Origin of the sequence: Acidiplasma sp. MBA-1, from assembly GCF_000949015.1 — an archaeon.
GTDB classification, from domain to species: Archaea; Thermoplasmatota; Thermoplasmata; order Thermoplasmatales; family Thermoplasmataceae; genus Acidiplasma; species Acidiplasma aeolicum.
Genome location: NZ_JYHS01000005.1, coordinates 157,832 through 170,820, shown reverse-complemented (window position 1 = coordinate 170,820; position 12,989 = coordinate 157,832). Strand labels below are relative to the sequence as shown.

The window sequence follows — 12,989 nt, the reverse complement described above, 5'->3', positions numbered from 1 at the left end:
TAAATAATAATTTATATAATTTAAAATAATAAACTGGTAATGATAAAAAAAATTGCCACCATTGGCCTGATATTATTAATGCTTGGGGTTGCCATGGGCCTTGCAGGTTTTATGACCATAGATAAGGCCCCAACCAATACGCAATTAGAGCCAGTAAAGGCTGGTGAGTACAGAACATCAAGGATGTACTATGCTACAGGGGATGTTATTATAATTGCCAATCCCGGCAATGATTCGGGTCTTATTAAATATTCACAGCTATCATATGTTACGTCAAAAAATATTTCGCAGAATGCAATAAAACCATCAAGGTCAGTTACCGGCGGATTGGAATACAGTAATCTTAATTCAGGCACCTATGTATTTGTGGTTTTTAATAGCAGCAAGCCTTCAAATATGGGTTTCTCACTCGAATCATCATCTGAATACAGGGATATAATGATTGCATATTATGCAATGATCTCCGGCGTTTTTATCTTTATTGCGGGTATTATAATTATCATCATTGGTCTGATTTTAAAGCCAAAGAAAAAGGTACCTTTAAAAACAGTTATCAGGAAAAATAAATAATATTTTTTAAATTTATTTTTTTGATGCCCTTCTTATCCTTTCAGCAATGCTGCTAAATGTGTATGATATAACACCTGATGGTGTCCATGGTATTAGCCTTCCAACAGGATTCTGAAGCCTGAACCAGTAATTTTCATCAATATTCTGCACGGTATATCTGGAATTATATAAAAGCAAAAATTCAGAAAAAATTTTTTTGTAAAACTTATAAGGTTCATATATTACAGGCTGGACATATCTAAAATTAAGATGTTGCAGGTATTTTCTGGCAATTTCTATATGGGCATTAATTTTTGCCATTCCAGGAATTATGCAGTAGTTATATATTCTCATATGCAGCTCCCATGGTGGAATAAGAATCCTGGAAATACCATAATCCTCCCCCTTATCAAAGCTTGGAAGCGCACTTGAAAACCCCTCATTCTTTTTAAGATAATTTACCACCTCATCCACCCTTTCTTCTGGAACAAGAAGGGCAAATAGCTCCTCATCCTTCACCTTATCCTTTGTTATTTCCAGGGATATGTTATTTTCAAGCGTGATTCTTTTTGGGAAAAGCAGGTATACCATTATGGGTTAAAATGCTTATTAAAATTTAAATTTTTCTCATTATATAAATCTATTAAAAAATAAATTAAAGTCTTTATTTATATTAAATACATTTATATAAGATGCTTATATAAACAATCATGGAGAAATAATGCGGGCAGGTTTTATGATGAATCCGGATATATACCTATACAGGGTAATTAAAGGCATAAGAAATACATTTGACTCCTTTGGATACATAGAAATATTTCCAGAGGCCGTTGAAAAATACTCAAGATCTTTTAGTGATGGTGTTCCATTTGTTTATGCCAATAAATTCTATCTTATAAATCCTGATATAACATCGAGGCTTATACTTAGAAATTTCAGTGAGAATACAAGGATATTCTATATATATGAAAAGCTATCAAGAAGCCTTGAAAGTGAAATAGAGGCTGGTCTTGAATTAATAAATGTCAATGAGGAAAAATCGAATATAGAAATTCTAAGGGTATTGATCAAAACACTTGAAAACCTTGGTATTTATGATTTCAAAATTGACATAAGTGTTTCAAACATATTCTCAGGCAAAATAGGAAAAAGAAATTATGAAAAGATAAGAGAATACATAAAAATGAATGATTTTAATGCAATAAAAAACAGTGGGATAAAAAAGGAATACATTGACTATGTAATAAAAATGCTCAATTCAAGGGGTACAGACATAAATGTAGAATTGTTGAATAATATAAAATCAGCGGTCAACGATGACAGAATAATCATAGACCCCGGAACTGTAAGATATTTTAGTTATTACAGCGGATTAATATTTGAAATATATTCTGATGATTATTTTATAGGCGGTGGAGGGAATTATAAAATTAAGAACAGCAATGGCTGTGGTTTTTCCCTGAATACACTGGTATTAAGCAAAATATTAAGGAGGTTATAAAAATGATAATAACAATACCGAAGGGGAAGCTCATGGATGAAAGCATTAAAGCCTTTGAAAATGCAGGCTTTGATCTCTCAATTTCAGAGTCAAGGAAGTTAAGGATAAAAAAGGGTGATAATGAAATAATAATAGCCAGGGCAATGGATGTGCCGTTCTATGTTGAGAGTTATGCAGATCTTGGAATATGTGGAACAGATGTCATTAAGGAAAGAAACTGTGATGTCATGATGCCATTACAGCTAAAATTTGGAAAATGCCGGCTGAGTCTTTGCGCACCAAAAAAATATAAACTTAAAGACCTTAATGGCAAAAAGATTGCAACAAAATATCCGAATTTAACATCAAAGTTTTTTAAATCACACGGCATAGATGTTAAAATTGTACATCTATCTGGTTCAATAGAGCTGGCCCCTGTAATGGGGATGGCCGATGCCATAGTCGATATAGTTCAGACAGGTGAAACAATAAGGGAAAATGGTTTGGTTGAATTAAAAAAGGTTATGGATGTTTCTGCAGCATTGATAGTGAATAGATTGTCTTACAAGATTAAATTCGATGAAATCAGGAGGATTATGGATAATATGGAGGTTTTCAATTATGAATACGAGTGAGTATGTTTCGGGAATTATAAACGATATAAGAGAAAGAAAGATGCAGGCCTTAAGGGAATATTCCCAGAAATTTGACGGTTATTCAGGGGATTTTCTGGTCACTGAGGAGGAAATTAACGAATCAGAAAAGGCAATACCATACAGCGACATAAAGGTAATTGAGGAAACCTATAAAAGAATATATGAAAATCATGTTAAACAGATGCAGTATAATAATTTTTCATTCAAAAATTCATCAATGTATGGCATTATATACAGGCCAATAAATAGAATCGGTGAATATATTCCGGGGGCAAAACCACTGCCATCCACCGTTTTAATGATAAGTGCGCCAGCTAAAATAGCAGGGGTTAGGGATATTATTATAACATCTGCACCGGTAAATGGAAAAATCAATCCTTATATACTTTACATAGCAAAGTTTCTTGGCATCAGGGAAATATACAAGATCGGGGGAATACAGGCCATCGCAGCAATGGCATATGGTATAGGCATGAAAAGGGTTGATAAGATCTTTGGCCCTGGAAATTTATATGTCAATGAGGCAAAGAGGCAGGTATATGGTGATGTTGGCATAGACGGGCTTTACGGCCCCTCTGAGATATGTGTGCTGGCTGATGAAACAGCCAATATGGAATATTTAATAAGTGACCTAAGATCACAGCTTGAGCACGGAAAGACATCAAGGTCATGGATTGTCACAAATAATAAAAAAATTGCAAATGCCATATCTGATGAAAATATAGAAGTAAAAATTTTTGATACAATACAGGAATGCATAGATTGTGTTAATGATATTGCACCAGAACACCTTGAAATATTAACGAAAAATCCACTTGACATTGTTGATAAGATAGAAAATGCTGGAGCAATATATATTGGTGAATACACGCCGGTGCCATCCTGCGATTACTTTACCGGTGTAAACCATCTGCTTCCAACAGGAAAAACATCAAGATTTTCATCGGTTTTAACCGTCACAGATTTTATGAAAAAAATTTCGTTTGCATACAACTCCAGAAATGATTTTATGGAGAATAGATACCTCGGCATTAGGCTTGCTGAGATAGAGGGAATGCCACTGCATAAAAATTCCATGGAGGTGAGGAAATGATAAGGGAAACAAAGGAAACAAAAATAGAAATTACAGATAGCGATAAAAACGACATAGAAACCGGAGATTTAATATTAAACCACATGCTTAATACCCTGTTTTTTTACATGAATAGACCAGTAAAAATACGTGGTAAATTTGATCTGAAACACCATCTCTGGGAGGATGCAGGAATCACCATTGGACTTTTTTTAAATCCAAGTGATAAAAAAATAGCCAGATTCGGTACATCCATAATGCCCATGGATGATTCATTAATAATGGTATCACTTGATATTTCCAGGCCCTATATTAATTTCAATGTAAATTTTAATAATGAGGAGGGATTTGAACTGCTGGTATTAAGGGAATTTTTATGGGGTCTGGCAAGAACCATGAACATGACAATGCATGTGATTAAATTGAATGGCGAAAACCCGCATCATATTACAGAGAATATATTTAAATGCCTTGGATCGGCATTAAGGCAGGCCCTTGAAGCGTCAGAAGAATTAAAAAGCACAAAGGGTGTGTTATGATTGCAGTCATAGATACTCAGGCAGGAAACCTTTTTAATATAAACAAAATTGTTAATGGAGAAATCACAAGGGACCCATATGTAATAGAAAGGGCAGATAAAATTGTATTTCCCGGTGTTGGTTCATTTTCCTTTGTAATGAATTCAATTGAAGGCATAAAGGAAACAATAATTGAAAAAATCAAATCAGGAATACCGTATCTGGGAATATGCCTGGGCCTGGAGGTCCTTTATGATTCAAGTGAGGAGGGTCCCGGATCAGGTTTATCCATTCTGAGCGGCAGCATTAAGAAGCTCTCAAAAAATAGGGTGCCGCATATTGGCTGGGATACTGTGGAATTAATAAAAGATTCAAGACTCTTTTCAGGTATAAAAAATGGATCATATTTCTATTTTCTTCATTCATATTATGCAGAAAGAAATGACTATACAGTGGCAATCACTGATTACGGAAATATAATATCCTCTGCCATGCAAAAGGATAACATTTATGCTGTGCAGTTTCATCCTGAAAAATCAGGTATTAATGGAATACAGGTATTAAAAAATTTTAGGGATTTAATATGATAGATATATACCCTGCAATAGATATTTATAACGGCAAGGCAGTGTTTTTAACCCAGGGAAGGCTTGAGGACATTAAGGTATATGGTGATCCACTCAATTATGCCCTTAAATTTGCAGAAAAATTTAACAGAATGCATATTGTTGATTTAAATGGGGCATTCACCGGCAGGCCTGAAAATTTAAGCATAATAGAAAAAATAATAAGAGAAACGGGTGTATTTGTTCAGGTTGGCGGCGGATTCAGAACCCTAAATGATATTAACAATGCATTATTAATTGGAGCAGGAAGTGTAATTATTGGAACAAAGATAATGGACGGTGAATTTATAAACAGTATTAATACAGATTTTATAACGGCAAGCATGGATGTCATTGACGGAAACATTGCCATAAATGGATGGAAAAACATTTCAAATAATTATATTGATGTTTATTTAAGCCTAAAAAATAAAATAAAAAGATTCATTTATACATCGATAAAAAGCGACGGTGTTTTTAAAATAGATTTCAACAAAAAATTCTGGGGAGATGAGTATTTTATATATGCTGGAGGGGTTTCCACAATGGAAGATGTAAAATTTCTAGAAAAAAAGGGTTTTTCTGGTGTGATTGTTGGAAAGGCCATATATGAGGGTGTTTTTAAATGCTAGCCAAAAGAATTGTTGGTGCCCTTGACATAAAGGACGGAAGGGTTGTAAAGGGCATAAAGTTCAGGGATATTAGGACCATAGATGACCCTGTAAAGCTTTCAAAAAAATATGAGGAACAGGGCATGGATGAGCTTGTCTTTCTGGATATATATGCAACAAATGAAAACCGTGGCATTACATATGATTTAATATCAAGGGTTGCCGAGAACATAAACATACCATTTACTGTTGGCGGTGGAATTGATTCCCTTGATAAAATTAAAAAAATTATAAGGCTTGGGGCGGATAAGGTTTTTATAAACACATATGCAATAATTAATCCAGATATTATTAAAAAGGCATCATATGAAATAGGGTCATCAAATCTTGTTATAGCAATAGACGCTAAGTTCAATGGAAGTTACTATGAGGTCTATTCAAACAGCGGTGAGATATCCAGGAACATAAATGCTGTTGAGTGGGCAAAAACTGTTGAGGAGCTTGGTGCCGGTGAAATTTTACTGACATCAATAGATGCCGATGGCACAAGAAAGGGCTATGATTATAATTTAATAAAAAAAGTTTCTGAAAATGTGAACATACCGGTTATAGCATCAGGTGGTGCCGGATCGCCGGAGGATTTTTACAATGCAATACAGAGTGGTGCAGATGCCTGCCTTGCAGGTTCTGTATTTCATTATGGTATGTATACTGCAAATGAAATTAAAAAATACCTGATGGAGCGTGGTGTAAATGTCAGAATATAACCTTAATTTTGTTGACGGATTAATACCTGTTGTTGTTCAGGATTACAAATCTGGAGATGTTTTAACACTGGCATATATGAATAAGGAGGCACTGGATCTTTCACTTAAAACAGGGTATGCACATTATTATTCAAGGTCAAAAAATAGAATAAGAATGAAGGGTGAGGCCAGCGGGAACACACAGAAAATTATTGAGATACTGCCCGACTGCGAAAACAACTCGCTCCTGCTTCTGGTTGACCAAAAGGGGCCGGCATGCCATACAGGAAATAAAACATGTTTTTACAGAAAACTCGGCGAACCGCAGCATATAAAAGAAAAAATAGACTACTCACTGGACTTTATATTAGACCTTGAAAATATAATTAACGAAACCAAAAAACATCCCAGGGAGAATTCGTATACAACAGAACTCTTTAAATCTGGAGAGGAGAATATTAAAAAGAAGGTGGGTGAGGAGGCTGTTGAATCAGTGCTGGCACAGGGCAGGGATAGAATTATCTATGAGGTTGCTGATTTAATGTACCATTTACTGGTATATTTATCATATGAGGATATAAAATTCAGCGACATTGTTGCAGAGCTATCAAGAAGGAATGTTGAAAAATCAAAATAATGTTTTCTGACCCCTCTCATAAAGCCAGTCAGCCTGCTCTGATGTGCATATTACATTTAAATCATGGCACATCCCATTTATTTTTAATTCCATATCATTCCACCATGCTGAATCTGATATGCCATAATTGATGTTTTCCATATATTTTCCTGGCCCGGGATAATTTACATATTTATCATAAATTATCCTTGATTTTATTTTTGATGCAAATTCTGTAATATTATAAATATCATTCAAATTATCATTTATATTTTTAATGATTGGGCCGATAAAAATCCAGGTTTTTATGCCATTTTCAGAGAATTTTTTAAGTGCACGCATTCTTGATCTCACAGATGGTGAGTATGGCTCTATCATGTCTTTAATCTTTTCATCCATTGTTGTTATTGTGTAACCTATATCAATGATATTTCTGTATTTTTTTATTATGTCAATATCGCGCAGGGCAAGCGGGGATTTTGTCTGCAATGTTACATAAAAATTATTTTTTGCGAGTATTTCTATGGAATTTCTCGTAAGCCTGTATTTTCCCTCGACAGGATTATATGGATCTGTAATGGATGATATTCCAACTATGCCCTTTTTATATTTTTTTGCCTCCATCTGTAAAATTTCCGTTATATTTTTCCTCACATAAAGAACATTTCCCCAATCACCGGCAATATTTTTTGGATTCATACCTATGGCATAGCAGTAAAGGCATCCATGCAGGCATCCCAAGTATGGATTAAGCGTGTAATCGAGCTCTTTCATTCCCGATATTCCCAGTGCGTGTTTTGCATTGATTTCATTGATTATTATTTTTTTTCTGTTAATATGCATCGAGATTACTCCTTATATATTTTATATTATTAGACCTGTGAATCCAGCTATCAATGGGAACCCTGCTGTATCCCGATAAATATTTTAGTGCGGATTCCAGGTCAGAGAATTTCTCAGGAACTGAATTAAACATTTCACGGACATTTTCACGCACATACCAGACGCCAAGCGGTATGTTAAAGCCAGGATATATCTCACGCCATAGCATTACACAGGCCTGTTTTCTCATTTTTATTAATTTTTCTGCCGCTGCAAGCCTTGATGAATAATAGCACCCACCAATTTCGGGATAGGTCTTTCTGCCATAATAGCCCTCATAGTCGAGTTCAATTTCAACCGAGTTTCCAAAATAATTCCATGTGCTTCCAGGAAACCATGATTCCCCCCACTCAAACATCCAGTTACCTGGGCATAAAATTCCCATGAACAGATTTCCATCGGTTTTTCTGGTAAAAACAAGAAATTCATCTATGGCACTGTAATCCTTCAATTCATCCACAAGCCTGTTTGAAACCGTTTCATCCGCTGCTGTTATTGACCATCTTGTTGGCACAATTTTTCTATTTTTTTGAAGTCCCAGTGAGCCCGTGCTCAATGCCCTTGAAATTTCATTAATATTTAATCCCTTCATGTAAAGTTTTATTATTCCATCAGATGCTTTCAGGTCCACATCATAATAGACCTTTTCAATTCTATTATCTATTTTATAATTCTCATAACTTATGGAATCCACAGGTGATGAAGGCCCCATCGGGGTTATGTTTTCATCAAGAATAATATCCTTGTTAAAAGATTTTGATACCCTCATTTCTATATTAACCGGATTTTTTGATAGAGATGTCAGCTGAATGTCCTGAAGTGTGTAATCTGGATTTGAGGCGCTGTTAACATCCATCATAATTTTGCCCCTTAAGAGTGATAGCCTGGATGATATGAAATCATTTAAATTCATTTTAAGCCACTGTGATTCGTCCTCAAGGAATGCCGTGTTGCCGGTATAGGGTGGAAGCGAAGGATATACGCCAATCTTTGGATACCCATAACGGCCAACAAATATTGATGGTGGTGATGAACCGCTTATATCGTTTCCGGAAAAATTATAAATTTTTTTAATATTTCCTGTAATATTCACAGGACAGTATGAAAGGCCGCAGAGCATCTTTGCCCCCCTGCATTTTACGCATAATTCCGGTGGTATTTTAATTAAGGTTTTTTTCACATATTTATAAAGATATTTGAGTATTTAAAACATGCTGAAAATAAAAAATTGCTTTAATTTAAGAATTTAATTATTCTATTAATCCCTCTGAAATGTCATCAGCAGTCGTCGAACCGGCACTGCTTAATGATTCTGGATTTCTTATATATTTATACAGTGTAATAATAAATATTATTGCAATAATCAATATTCCAATAATTGATGCGTAATTATATGGATATGTCGGAAGTGGGAAAAAATTTGATGCAAACACGGCCATAAGGGACCCTATTGATATAACCGGTATTATAAGATATCCAAAAAGGGCACTCCTGGTCATTTTTCCGGATTTAAATGTTGATACTATAAGGCTACCTGATGATATTGATCTGATCAGGAATGAAAAGAATGCGTCAGAAAACAGTAGAACATATCCACCATTTACTGGTCCAAAAATAAGTCCGAATGTTATGCTCAGAAATATTGATATTCCCAGAATAAAAAATGTGGTATTTCTTGGAGTGCCATTACTGTCAGTTTTTGAAAATGCCTTTGGGAATATTATATTATCCCTGGAAAACGCATAAAAAATCCTTGTCATTGAGGTTCCCATGGATATGTTATTTCCCATGAAACTGTTAACAGTAAAAATAAACAGTAATATAAACATAACCGGACTAAGCTTTCTAAATAATACAAGACCATTATCAACTGAATTGCCAAATGAAACCATTTTTGACGGCCCCCAGGCCACTGTCATGGCATATGCCAGAAATACTATGGTTATTCCAATGATAAATGATGAAATTAATAATGCCTTTGGAACTGTTTTCCTTGGAATATGTGTCTCCTCTGATAATGATGTTAATGCAATTGATAGGCCTATAAATGTTACAATTGAAAGTGTCAGAGAATGTAAAAATCCTGATATGCCACCACTGGCTATGAATGGTGAGAAAACAGCGAGTGTATTGTTCTTTCCGGCAAGGATAACCAGTCCTATGCCACCTGCAATTAGAATAACGAATTCTGCCACTCCCGTTATTATCTGGTAGTTTGTTGAAAATCTGATTCCTTTATAAAGTATGTAGAATGTTATAATATTCAATGCTATAACTATGGGAATCCACAATCCCCCTGTAACTATTTTGCCATCAAATATGTCAAAAAATCCTGCAAGTCCAAGCATCCCAAAACCTGCATAGGCAAACATTGTACCGAAGAATAAATTCCACCCCTCAAATGCTGCCATGAAACCTCCCAGGCTTTTGCCAACATAGGTGAAATCACTTCCCGCTGATACATATTTTTTGGAAAACCTGTAAGAGGTATTAAGAATCGTTAGATAAATAAGAAAGCCAATTAATATTGATAGTGGGGTTGCGCCTAAAGCAACCAGTGCTATGCCACCAAGGAGATACGCTATATCTGCCGCCGGTGCAGTCATGCCCCATCCCTGCCATATTAATCTACTGGTGCCAAGTATGTTCCTCCTTAAATTATTTGCCATACATTAATATAAGGATAACATATAAAAATCCATGTAAAAATTTATTTTATCAAAAATTTTATCTATTATGAAAAAAATTATTTAATTTCAGTATCCTTATAGTTTTTTAAAATATTAATTTAATTTTTTTTCCCTAGTGTACCTGAAGCCTTTATTTTATTTTTTTCATTAATTTTTTTAAGGTAAACATTAGAATAATAATCACAGCATTTATTTACTGGGCATATATTGCATTTTGGATTTACCGGCCTGCATATGCTTTTTCCAAATTCAACAAATACCGGATTAAATTCTATCTGATATTTCTCTGGTATAACCTTTTTTAAGGCCTCCTCAGTCTTTTCCGGTGTTTTCTCGTGAACAAGGCCGATCCTGTTTGATATCCTGAACACGTGTGTATCCACCGCTATTGCAGGTATTTTAAACCCCTGTGTTAAAACAATATTTGCTGTTTTGCTTCCCACCCCGGGTATTTTTGTTAATTCATCATATTTGCCAGGAACACTTCCATTATATTTGTCCATAATTAATCTGGCAACCTCTATAATCCTCTTTGATTTGACATTGCTAAAACCAACATATCTTATTATCTCCTTTACATCCTCAGGTTTTGCACCGGCGAGACCATGGCAGTCATGGTATTTATTATAAAGATTCCTGGCAGCAGCATCGGTGGTTGCGTCCTTTGTTCTCTGTGATAATATTGTTGTTATAAGTATCCAGAACGGGTCATCCTTAAATTCAAAATGATGCTCCGGAACAGCGCTTTTTATCTTATCATATATTTCAACAAAGTTTTTCATACATACAATCATCATTTAAAAGGATAAAATATTTTATAATATATAAACAGAATTTTTCAAATTTATTTGTATTTTTCAAGCATATTGAAAAGATAATTTTTAAATCCTTCAACATTTATATCCATGGAAACAAGGGCATTTTTTTCCCTGCCGGTGACGTTATAAATATCAACTATGGTTCTGCCCCGGCTTGGCCCCGTTGATGTGTTTACATCAACATTCAATAATTTTGATTTTATTATTCCGGGATGAAGCGCCTCTGCCAGTGCACATGCATCGTGTATTGGAACACCACCCAGTGAAAAGTTTTCCTCATATGTTTTATAAAAAAACGTTAACAGTTCATAAACCTGTTCTGAGACCTTATTATTCATATTTTTAATTCTGTTAATATCATCCATGGTAAACAGTGCCCTATGTGTCACATCAAGGGTAACCATTGTGAAATTTAATTTTGAATTTAAGACTATTTTCAATGCCTCCGGGTCATTGTATGCGTTAAACTCAGCATCTGGTGTGATATTTCCCATGGAATAAGAACCACCCATCCATACAATACGACCTATGTTCTTTTTAACCTCGGGGTATGCAAGAAGAAGTATTGCCAGATTTGTTATCGGGCCTGTTGTAACTATTACAACGTTTTTTTGCTCTCTAAGTACATTGTGCATAAAATCAATTGCATTTGTTTTTGATGCCCTTAAAGTTGGCTCCCTGAAAAGTGTGCCATCAAGCCCTGTATTTCCATGTATGTTTGGTGCCGTTATTAAATTCCCCATAATAGGCGTTGCCGAACCCGGATATACATTAATGTCTTTTCTGCCAGCAAGCTCAATAACCTTAAGTGCATTTAATGTTGTCTTTTCAAGGCTTTGATTTCCTGCCACAGTGCATATTCCAAGTATTTCCGCATATTCATCAGCCATGGCAAGCAGCATCTCTATGGCATCATCATGGCCTGGATCGCAGTCTATAATTATCTTGGTCATAGAATCATAGTTTTTTATATTCTTCCATTAGTTTCTTATAAGCCTTAAAGTCACTTGGCCCGCATGATATGTTATTTTCCTTAAAGTCACTCTCACCTATGATCATGCCATCCGAAATATCAACATAATCATAGAAGTTCGTAAGGGATATCCCGCTTCCAATTAAAACCGGCTTCTTAATTACCTTTTTAACGGCCTTGACCCTCTCAACCTCTGGTGGTACAGGGCTTCTTGATCCAGAAACAATGATTGCATCTGCCCCACCGCGCTCGCTTAAATCCTCGGCCGCTATGTCTATTGGAACATTATATAATGGATATGAATGCTTTACATGCACATCGGCATAAATTTTCACATTAGAATTCAGGTATTTTTTATACCTTAATAAATCTGCACCGTTTCCCTCTATAATACCCTGATCTGTAACATAGGCACCTGAAAGCACATTGCACCTTATAAAGCTAAAATCAAACAGTGTTGCTATTGTTAATGCCTCGGTGCAGCCATTCCTTAATATATTAACCCCTATTTCAATTCCTGGTATTTTTTTAACCTCCTGTGATATGGCGGCCATTGCAGCCACCGTTATGGGCGGAATTTTATCCTTATAAAATGGGTAATCATTGATATTTTCAAGAATAGCTCCGGTTAAACCTGCATCCTTAAAACCGGTTACCTCCTTTTTGGCATAGTCTATAATCTCACCAAGCGTGTATTTTGATTCTGGTGAACCGGGAAGTGCTGGAAGGTGCACCATACCATAAAATAACTTAGCCTTCATACTGCCCGATAG

16 protein-coding genes are annotated in these 12,989 nt (G+C 35.2%); 9 read left to right on the top strand and 7 right to left on the bottom strand.

The annotated features are described in order from the left end of the window. Positions 1 to 39 precede the first annotated feature (39 nt). Entirely contained in the window at positions 40 to 570 is a 531-nt protein-coding gene (locus tag TZ01_RS08560) for a hypothetical protein (RefSeq protein ID WP_048102434.1), read from the top strand. A 12-nt stretch (positions 571 to 582) separates the two neighbouring features. Here TZ01_RS08560 and TZ01_RS09290 read toward each other — a convergent pair whose 3' ends face one another. Continuing rightward, the gene (locus TZ01_RS09290; RefSeq protein WP_052656882.1) at positions 583 to 1,140 is read right to left on the bottom strand and encodes a hypothetical protein; all 558 of its coding nucleotides are present in this window, start codon (positions 1,138 to 1,140) and stop codon (positions 583 to 585) included. Positions 1,141 to 1,285: 145 nt separating this feature from the next. Here TZ01_RS09290 and TZ01_RS08550 point away from each other — a divergent pair, with 145 nt between their 5' ends. The 8 genes from TZ01_RS08550 to hisIE are packed head-to-tail and all read left to right on the top strand — an operon-like array spanning position 1,286 to position 6,874. Then, positions 1,286 to 2,050 carry an ATP phosphoribosyltransferase regulatory subunit gene (locus tag TZ01_RS08550; protein WP_055041069.1) on the top strand — a complete coding sequence of 255 codons (765 nt, stop codon included), beginning with the start codon at positions 1,286 to 1,288 and terminating at the stop codon, positions 2,048 to 2,050. A gap of 2 nt (positions 2,051 to 2,052) precedes the next feature. Continuing rightward, on the top strand, positions 2,053 to 2,664 hold the full coding sequence (gene hisG, locus TZ01_RS08545; RefSeq protein ID WP_048102431.1) for an ATP phosphoribosyltransferase: 612 nt from the start codon (positions 2,053 to 2,055) through the stop codon (positions 2,662 to 2,664). Next, entirely contained in the window at positions 2,651 to 3,778 is a 1,128-nt protein-coding gene (gene hisD / locus TZ01_RS08540) for a histidinol dehydrogenase (RefSeq protein ID WP_048102429.1), read from the top strand. Before hisG ends, hisD begins: the two co-directional genes overlap by 14 nt. Beyond that, positions 3,775 to 4,296, top strand: coding sequence for an imidazoleglycerol-phosphate dehydratase HisB (gene hisB, locus TZ01_RS08535; protein ID WP_048102426.1), 522 nt, complete (start codon positions 3,775 to 3,777; stop codon positions 4,294 to 4,296). Before hisD ends, hisB begins: the two co-directional genes overlap by 4 nt. Beyond that, positions 4,293 to 4,862, top strand: coding sequence for an imidazole glycerol phosphate synthase subunit HisH (gene hisH, locus TZ01_RS08530; RefSeq protein ID WP_048102425.1), 570 nt, complete (start codon positions 4,293 to 4,295; stop codon positions 4,860 to 4,862). Before hisB ends, hisH begins: the two co-directional genes overlap by 4 nt. Next, on the top strand, positions 4,859 to 5,512 hold the full coding sequence (locus tag TZ01_RS08525; protein WP_048102423.1) for a HisA/HisF-related TIM barrel protein: 654 nt from the start codon (positions 4,859 to 4,861) through the stop codon (positions 5,510 to 5,512). The genes hisH and TZ01_RS08525 overlap by 4 nt, the downstream gene beginning before the upstream one ends. Continuing rightward, a complete protein-coding gene (gene hisF / locus TZ01_RS08520) occupies positions 5,506 to 6,258 on the top strand; it encodes an imidazole glycerol phosphate synthase subunit HisF (RefSeq protein WP_048102421.1) in 753 nt (250 codons plus the stop codon). Before TZ01_RS08525 ends, hisF begins: the two co-directional genes overlap by 7 nt. After that, a complete protein-coding gene (hisIE, locus tag TZ01_RS08515; protein WP_048102419.1) occupies positions 6,245 to 6,874 on the top strand; it encodes a bifunctional phosphoribosyl-AMP cyclohydrolase/phosphoribosyl-ATP diphosphatase HisIE in 630 nt (209 codons plus the stop codon). The genes hisF and hisIE overlap by 14 nt, the downstream gene beginning before the upstream one ends. Here the strand turns inward: hisIE and TZ01_RS08510 are convergent. The 6 genes from TZ01_RS08510 to TZ01_RS08485 all read right to left on the bottom strand — a co-directional run bounded on the left by TZ01_RS08510 (position 6,866) and on the right by TZ01_RS08485 (position 12,977). Next, on the bottom strand, positions 6,866 to 7,696 hold the full coding sequence (locus TZ01_RS08510; protein ID WP_052656881.1) for a radical SAM protein: 831 nt from the start codon (positions 7,694 to 7,696) through the stop codon (positions 6,866 to 6,868). The two genes, hisIE and TZ01_RS08510, sit on opposite strands and share 9 nt — an antisense overlap. After that, positions 7,686 to 8,855: an Nre family DNA repair protein gene (locus tag TZ01_RS08505; protein ID WP_231563455.1), complete on the bottom strand. Its 1,170-nt coding sequence runs from the start codon at positions 8,853 to 8,855 to the stop codon at positions 7,686 to 7,688. The genes TZ01_RS08510 and TZ01_RS08505 overlap by 11 nt, the downstream gene beginning before the upstream one ends. A 130-nt stretch (positions 8,856 to 8,985) precedes the next feature. Next, complete coding sequence (locus TZ01_RS08500; protein WP_048102417.1) at positions 8,986 to 10,404, bottom strand: APC family permease; 1,419 nt, start codon at positions 10,402 to 10,404, stop codon at positions 8,986 to 8,988. A gap of 119 nt (positions 10,405 to 10,523) precedes the next feature. Further along, positions 10,524 to 11,207 (bottom strand): endonuclease III, encoded by a 684-nt coding sequence (nth, locus tag TZ01_RS08495; protein WP_052656880.1) that lies wholly within the window; start codon positions 11,205 to 11,207, stop codon positions 10,524 to 10,526. Between the two features lie 62 nt (positions 11,208 to 11,269). Beyond that, positions 11,270 to 12,196 carry a nucleoside hydrolase gene (locus TZ01_RS08490; protein WP_048102413.1) on the bottom strand — a complete coding sequence of 309 codons (927 nt, stop codon included), beginning with the start codon at positions 12,194 to 12,196 and terminating at the stop codon, positions 11,270 to 11,272. Positions 12,197 to 12,200: 4 nt separating this feature from the next. Then, the gene (locus TZ01_RS08485; protein ID WP_048102411.1) at positions 12,201 to 12,977 is read right to left on the bottom strand and encodes a BtpA/SgcQ family protein; all 777 of its coding nucleotides are present in this window, start codon (positions 12,975 to 12,977) and stop codon (positions 12,201 to 12,203) included. Positions 12,978 to 12,989 lie beyond the last annotated feature (12 nt).

Coding starts and splice junctions, on each gene's coding strand:
- TZ01_RS08505 (WP_231563455.1), bottom strand. CDS start 8,855: ATGCTCTGCGGCCTTTCATACTGTCCTGTGAATATTACAGGAAATATT.
- TZ01_RS08550 (WP_055041069.1), top strand. CDS start 1,286: ATGATGAATCCGGATATATACCTATACAGGGTAATTAAAGGCATAAGA.
- TZ01_RS08485 (WP_048102411.1), bottom strand. CDS start 12,977: ATGAAGGCTAAGTTATTTTATGGTATGGTGCACCTTCCAGCACTTCCC.
- hisD (WP_048102429.1), top strand. CDS start 2,651: ATGAATACGAGTGAGTATGTTTCGGGAATTATAAACGATATAAGAGAA.
- hisF (WP_048102421.1), top strand. CDS start 5,506: ATGCTAGCCAAAAGAATTGTTGGTGCCCTTGACATAAAGGACGGAAGG.
- TZ01_RS08510 (WP_052656881.1), bottom strand. CDS start 7,696: ATGCATATTAACAGAAAAAAAATAATAATCAATGAAATCAATGCAAAA.
- TZ01_RS09290 (WP_052656882.1), bottom strand. CDS start 1,140: ATGGTATACCTGCTTTTCCCAAAAAGAATCACGCTTGAAAATAACATA.
- TZ01_RS08490 (WP_048102413.1), bottom strand. CDS start 12,196: ATGACCAAGATAATTATAGACTGCGATCCAGGCCATGATGATGCCATA.
- hisB (WP_048102426.1), top strand. CDS start 3,775: ATGATAAGGGAAACAAAGGAAACAAAAATAGAAATTACAGATAGCGAT.
- hisH (WP_048102425.1), top strand. CDS start 4,293: ATGATTGCAGTCATAGATACTCAGGCAGGAAACCTTTTTAATATAAAC.
- nth (WP_052656880.1), bottom strand. CDS start 11,207: ATGAAAAACTTTGTTGAAATATATGATAAGATAAAAAGCGCTGTTCCG.
- TZ01_RS08560 (WP_048102434.1), top strand. CDS start 40: ATGATAAAAAAAATTGCCACCATTGGCCTGATATTATTAATGCTTGGG.
- hisIE (WP_048102419.1), top strand. CDS start 6,245: ATGTCAGAATATAACCTTAATTTTGTTGACGGATTAATACCTGTTGTT.
- hisG (WP_048102431.1), top strand. CDS start 2,053: ATGATAATAACAATACCGAAGGGGAAGCTCATGGATGAAAGCATTAAA.
- TZ01_RS08525 (WP_048102423.1), top strand. CDS start 4,859: ATGATAGATATATACCCTGCAATAGATATTTATAACGGCAAGGCAGTG.
- TZ01_RS08500 (WP_048102417.1), bottom strand. CDS start 10,404: ATGGCAAATAATTTAAGGAGGAACATACTTGGCACCAGTAGATTAATA.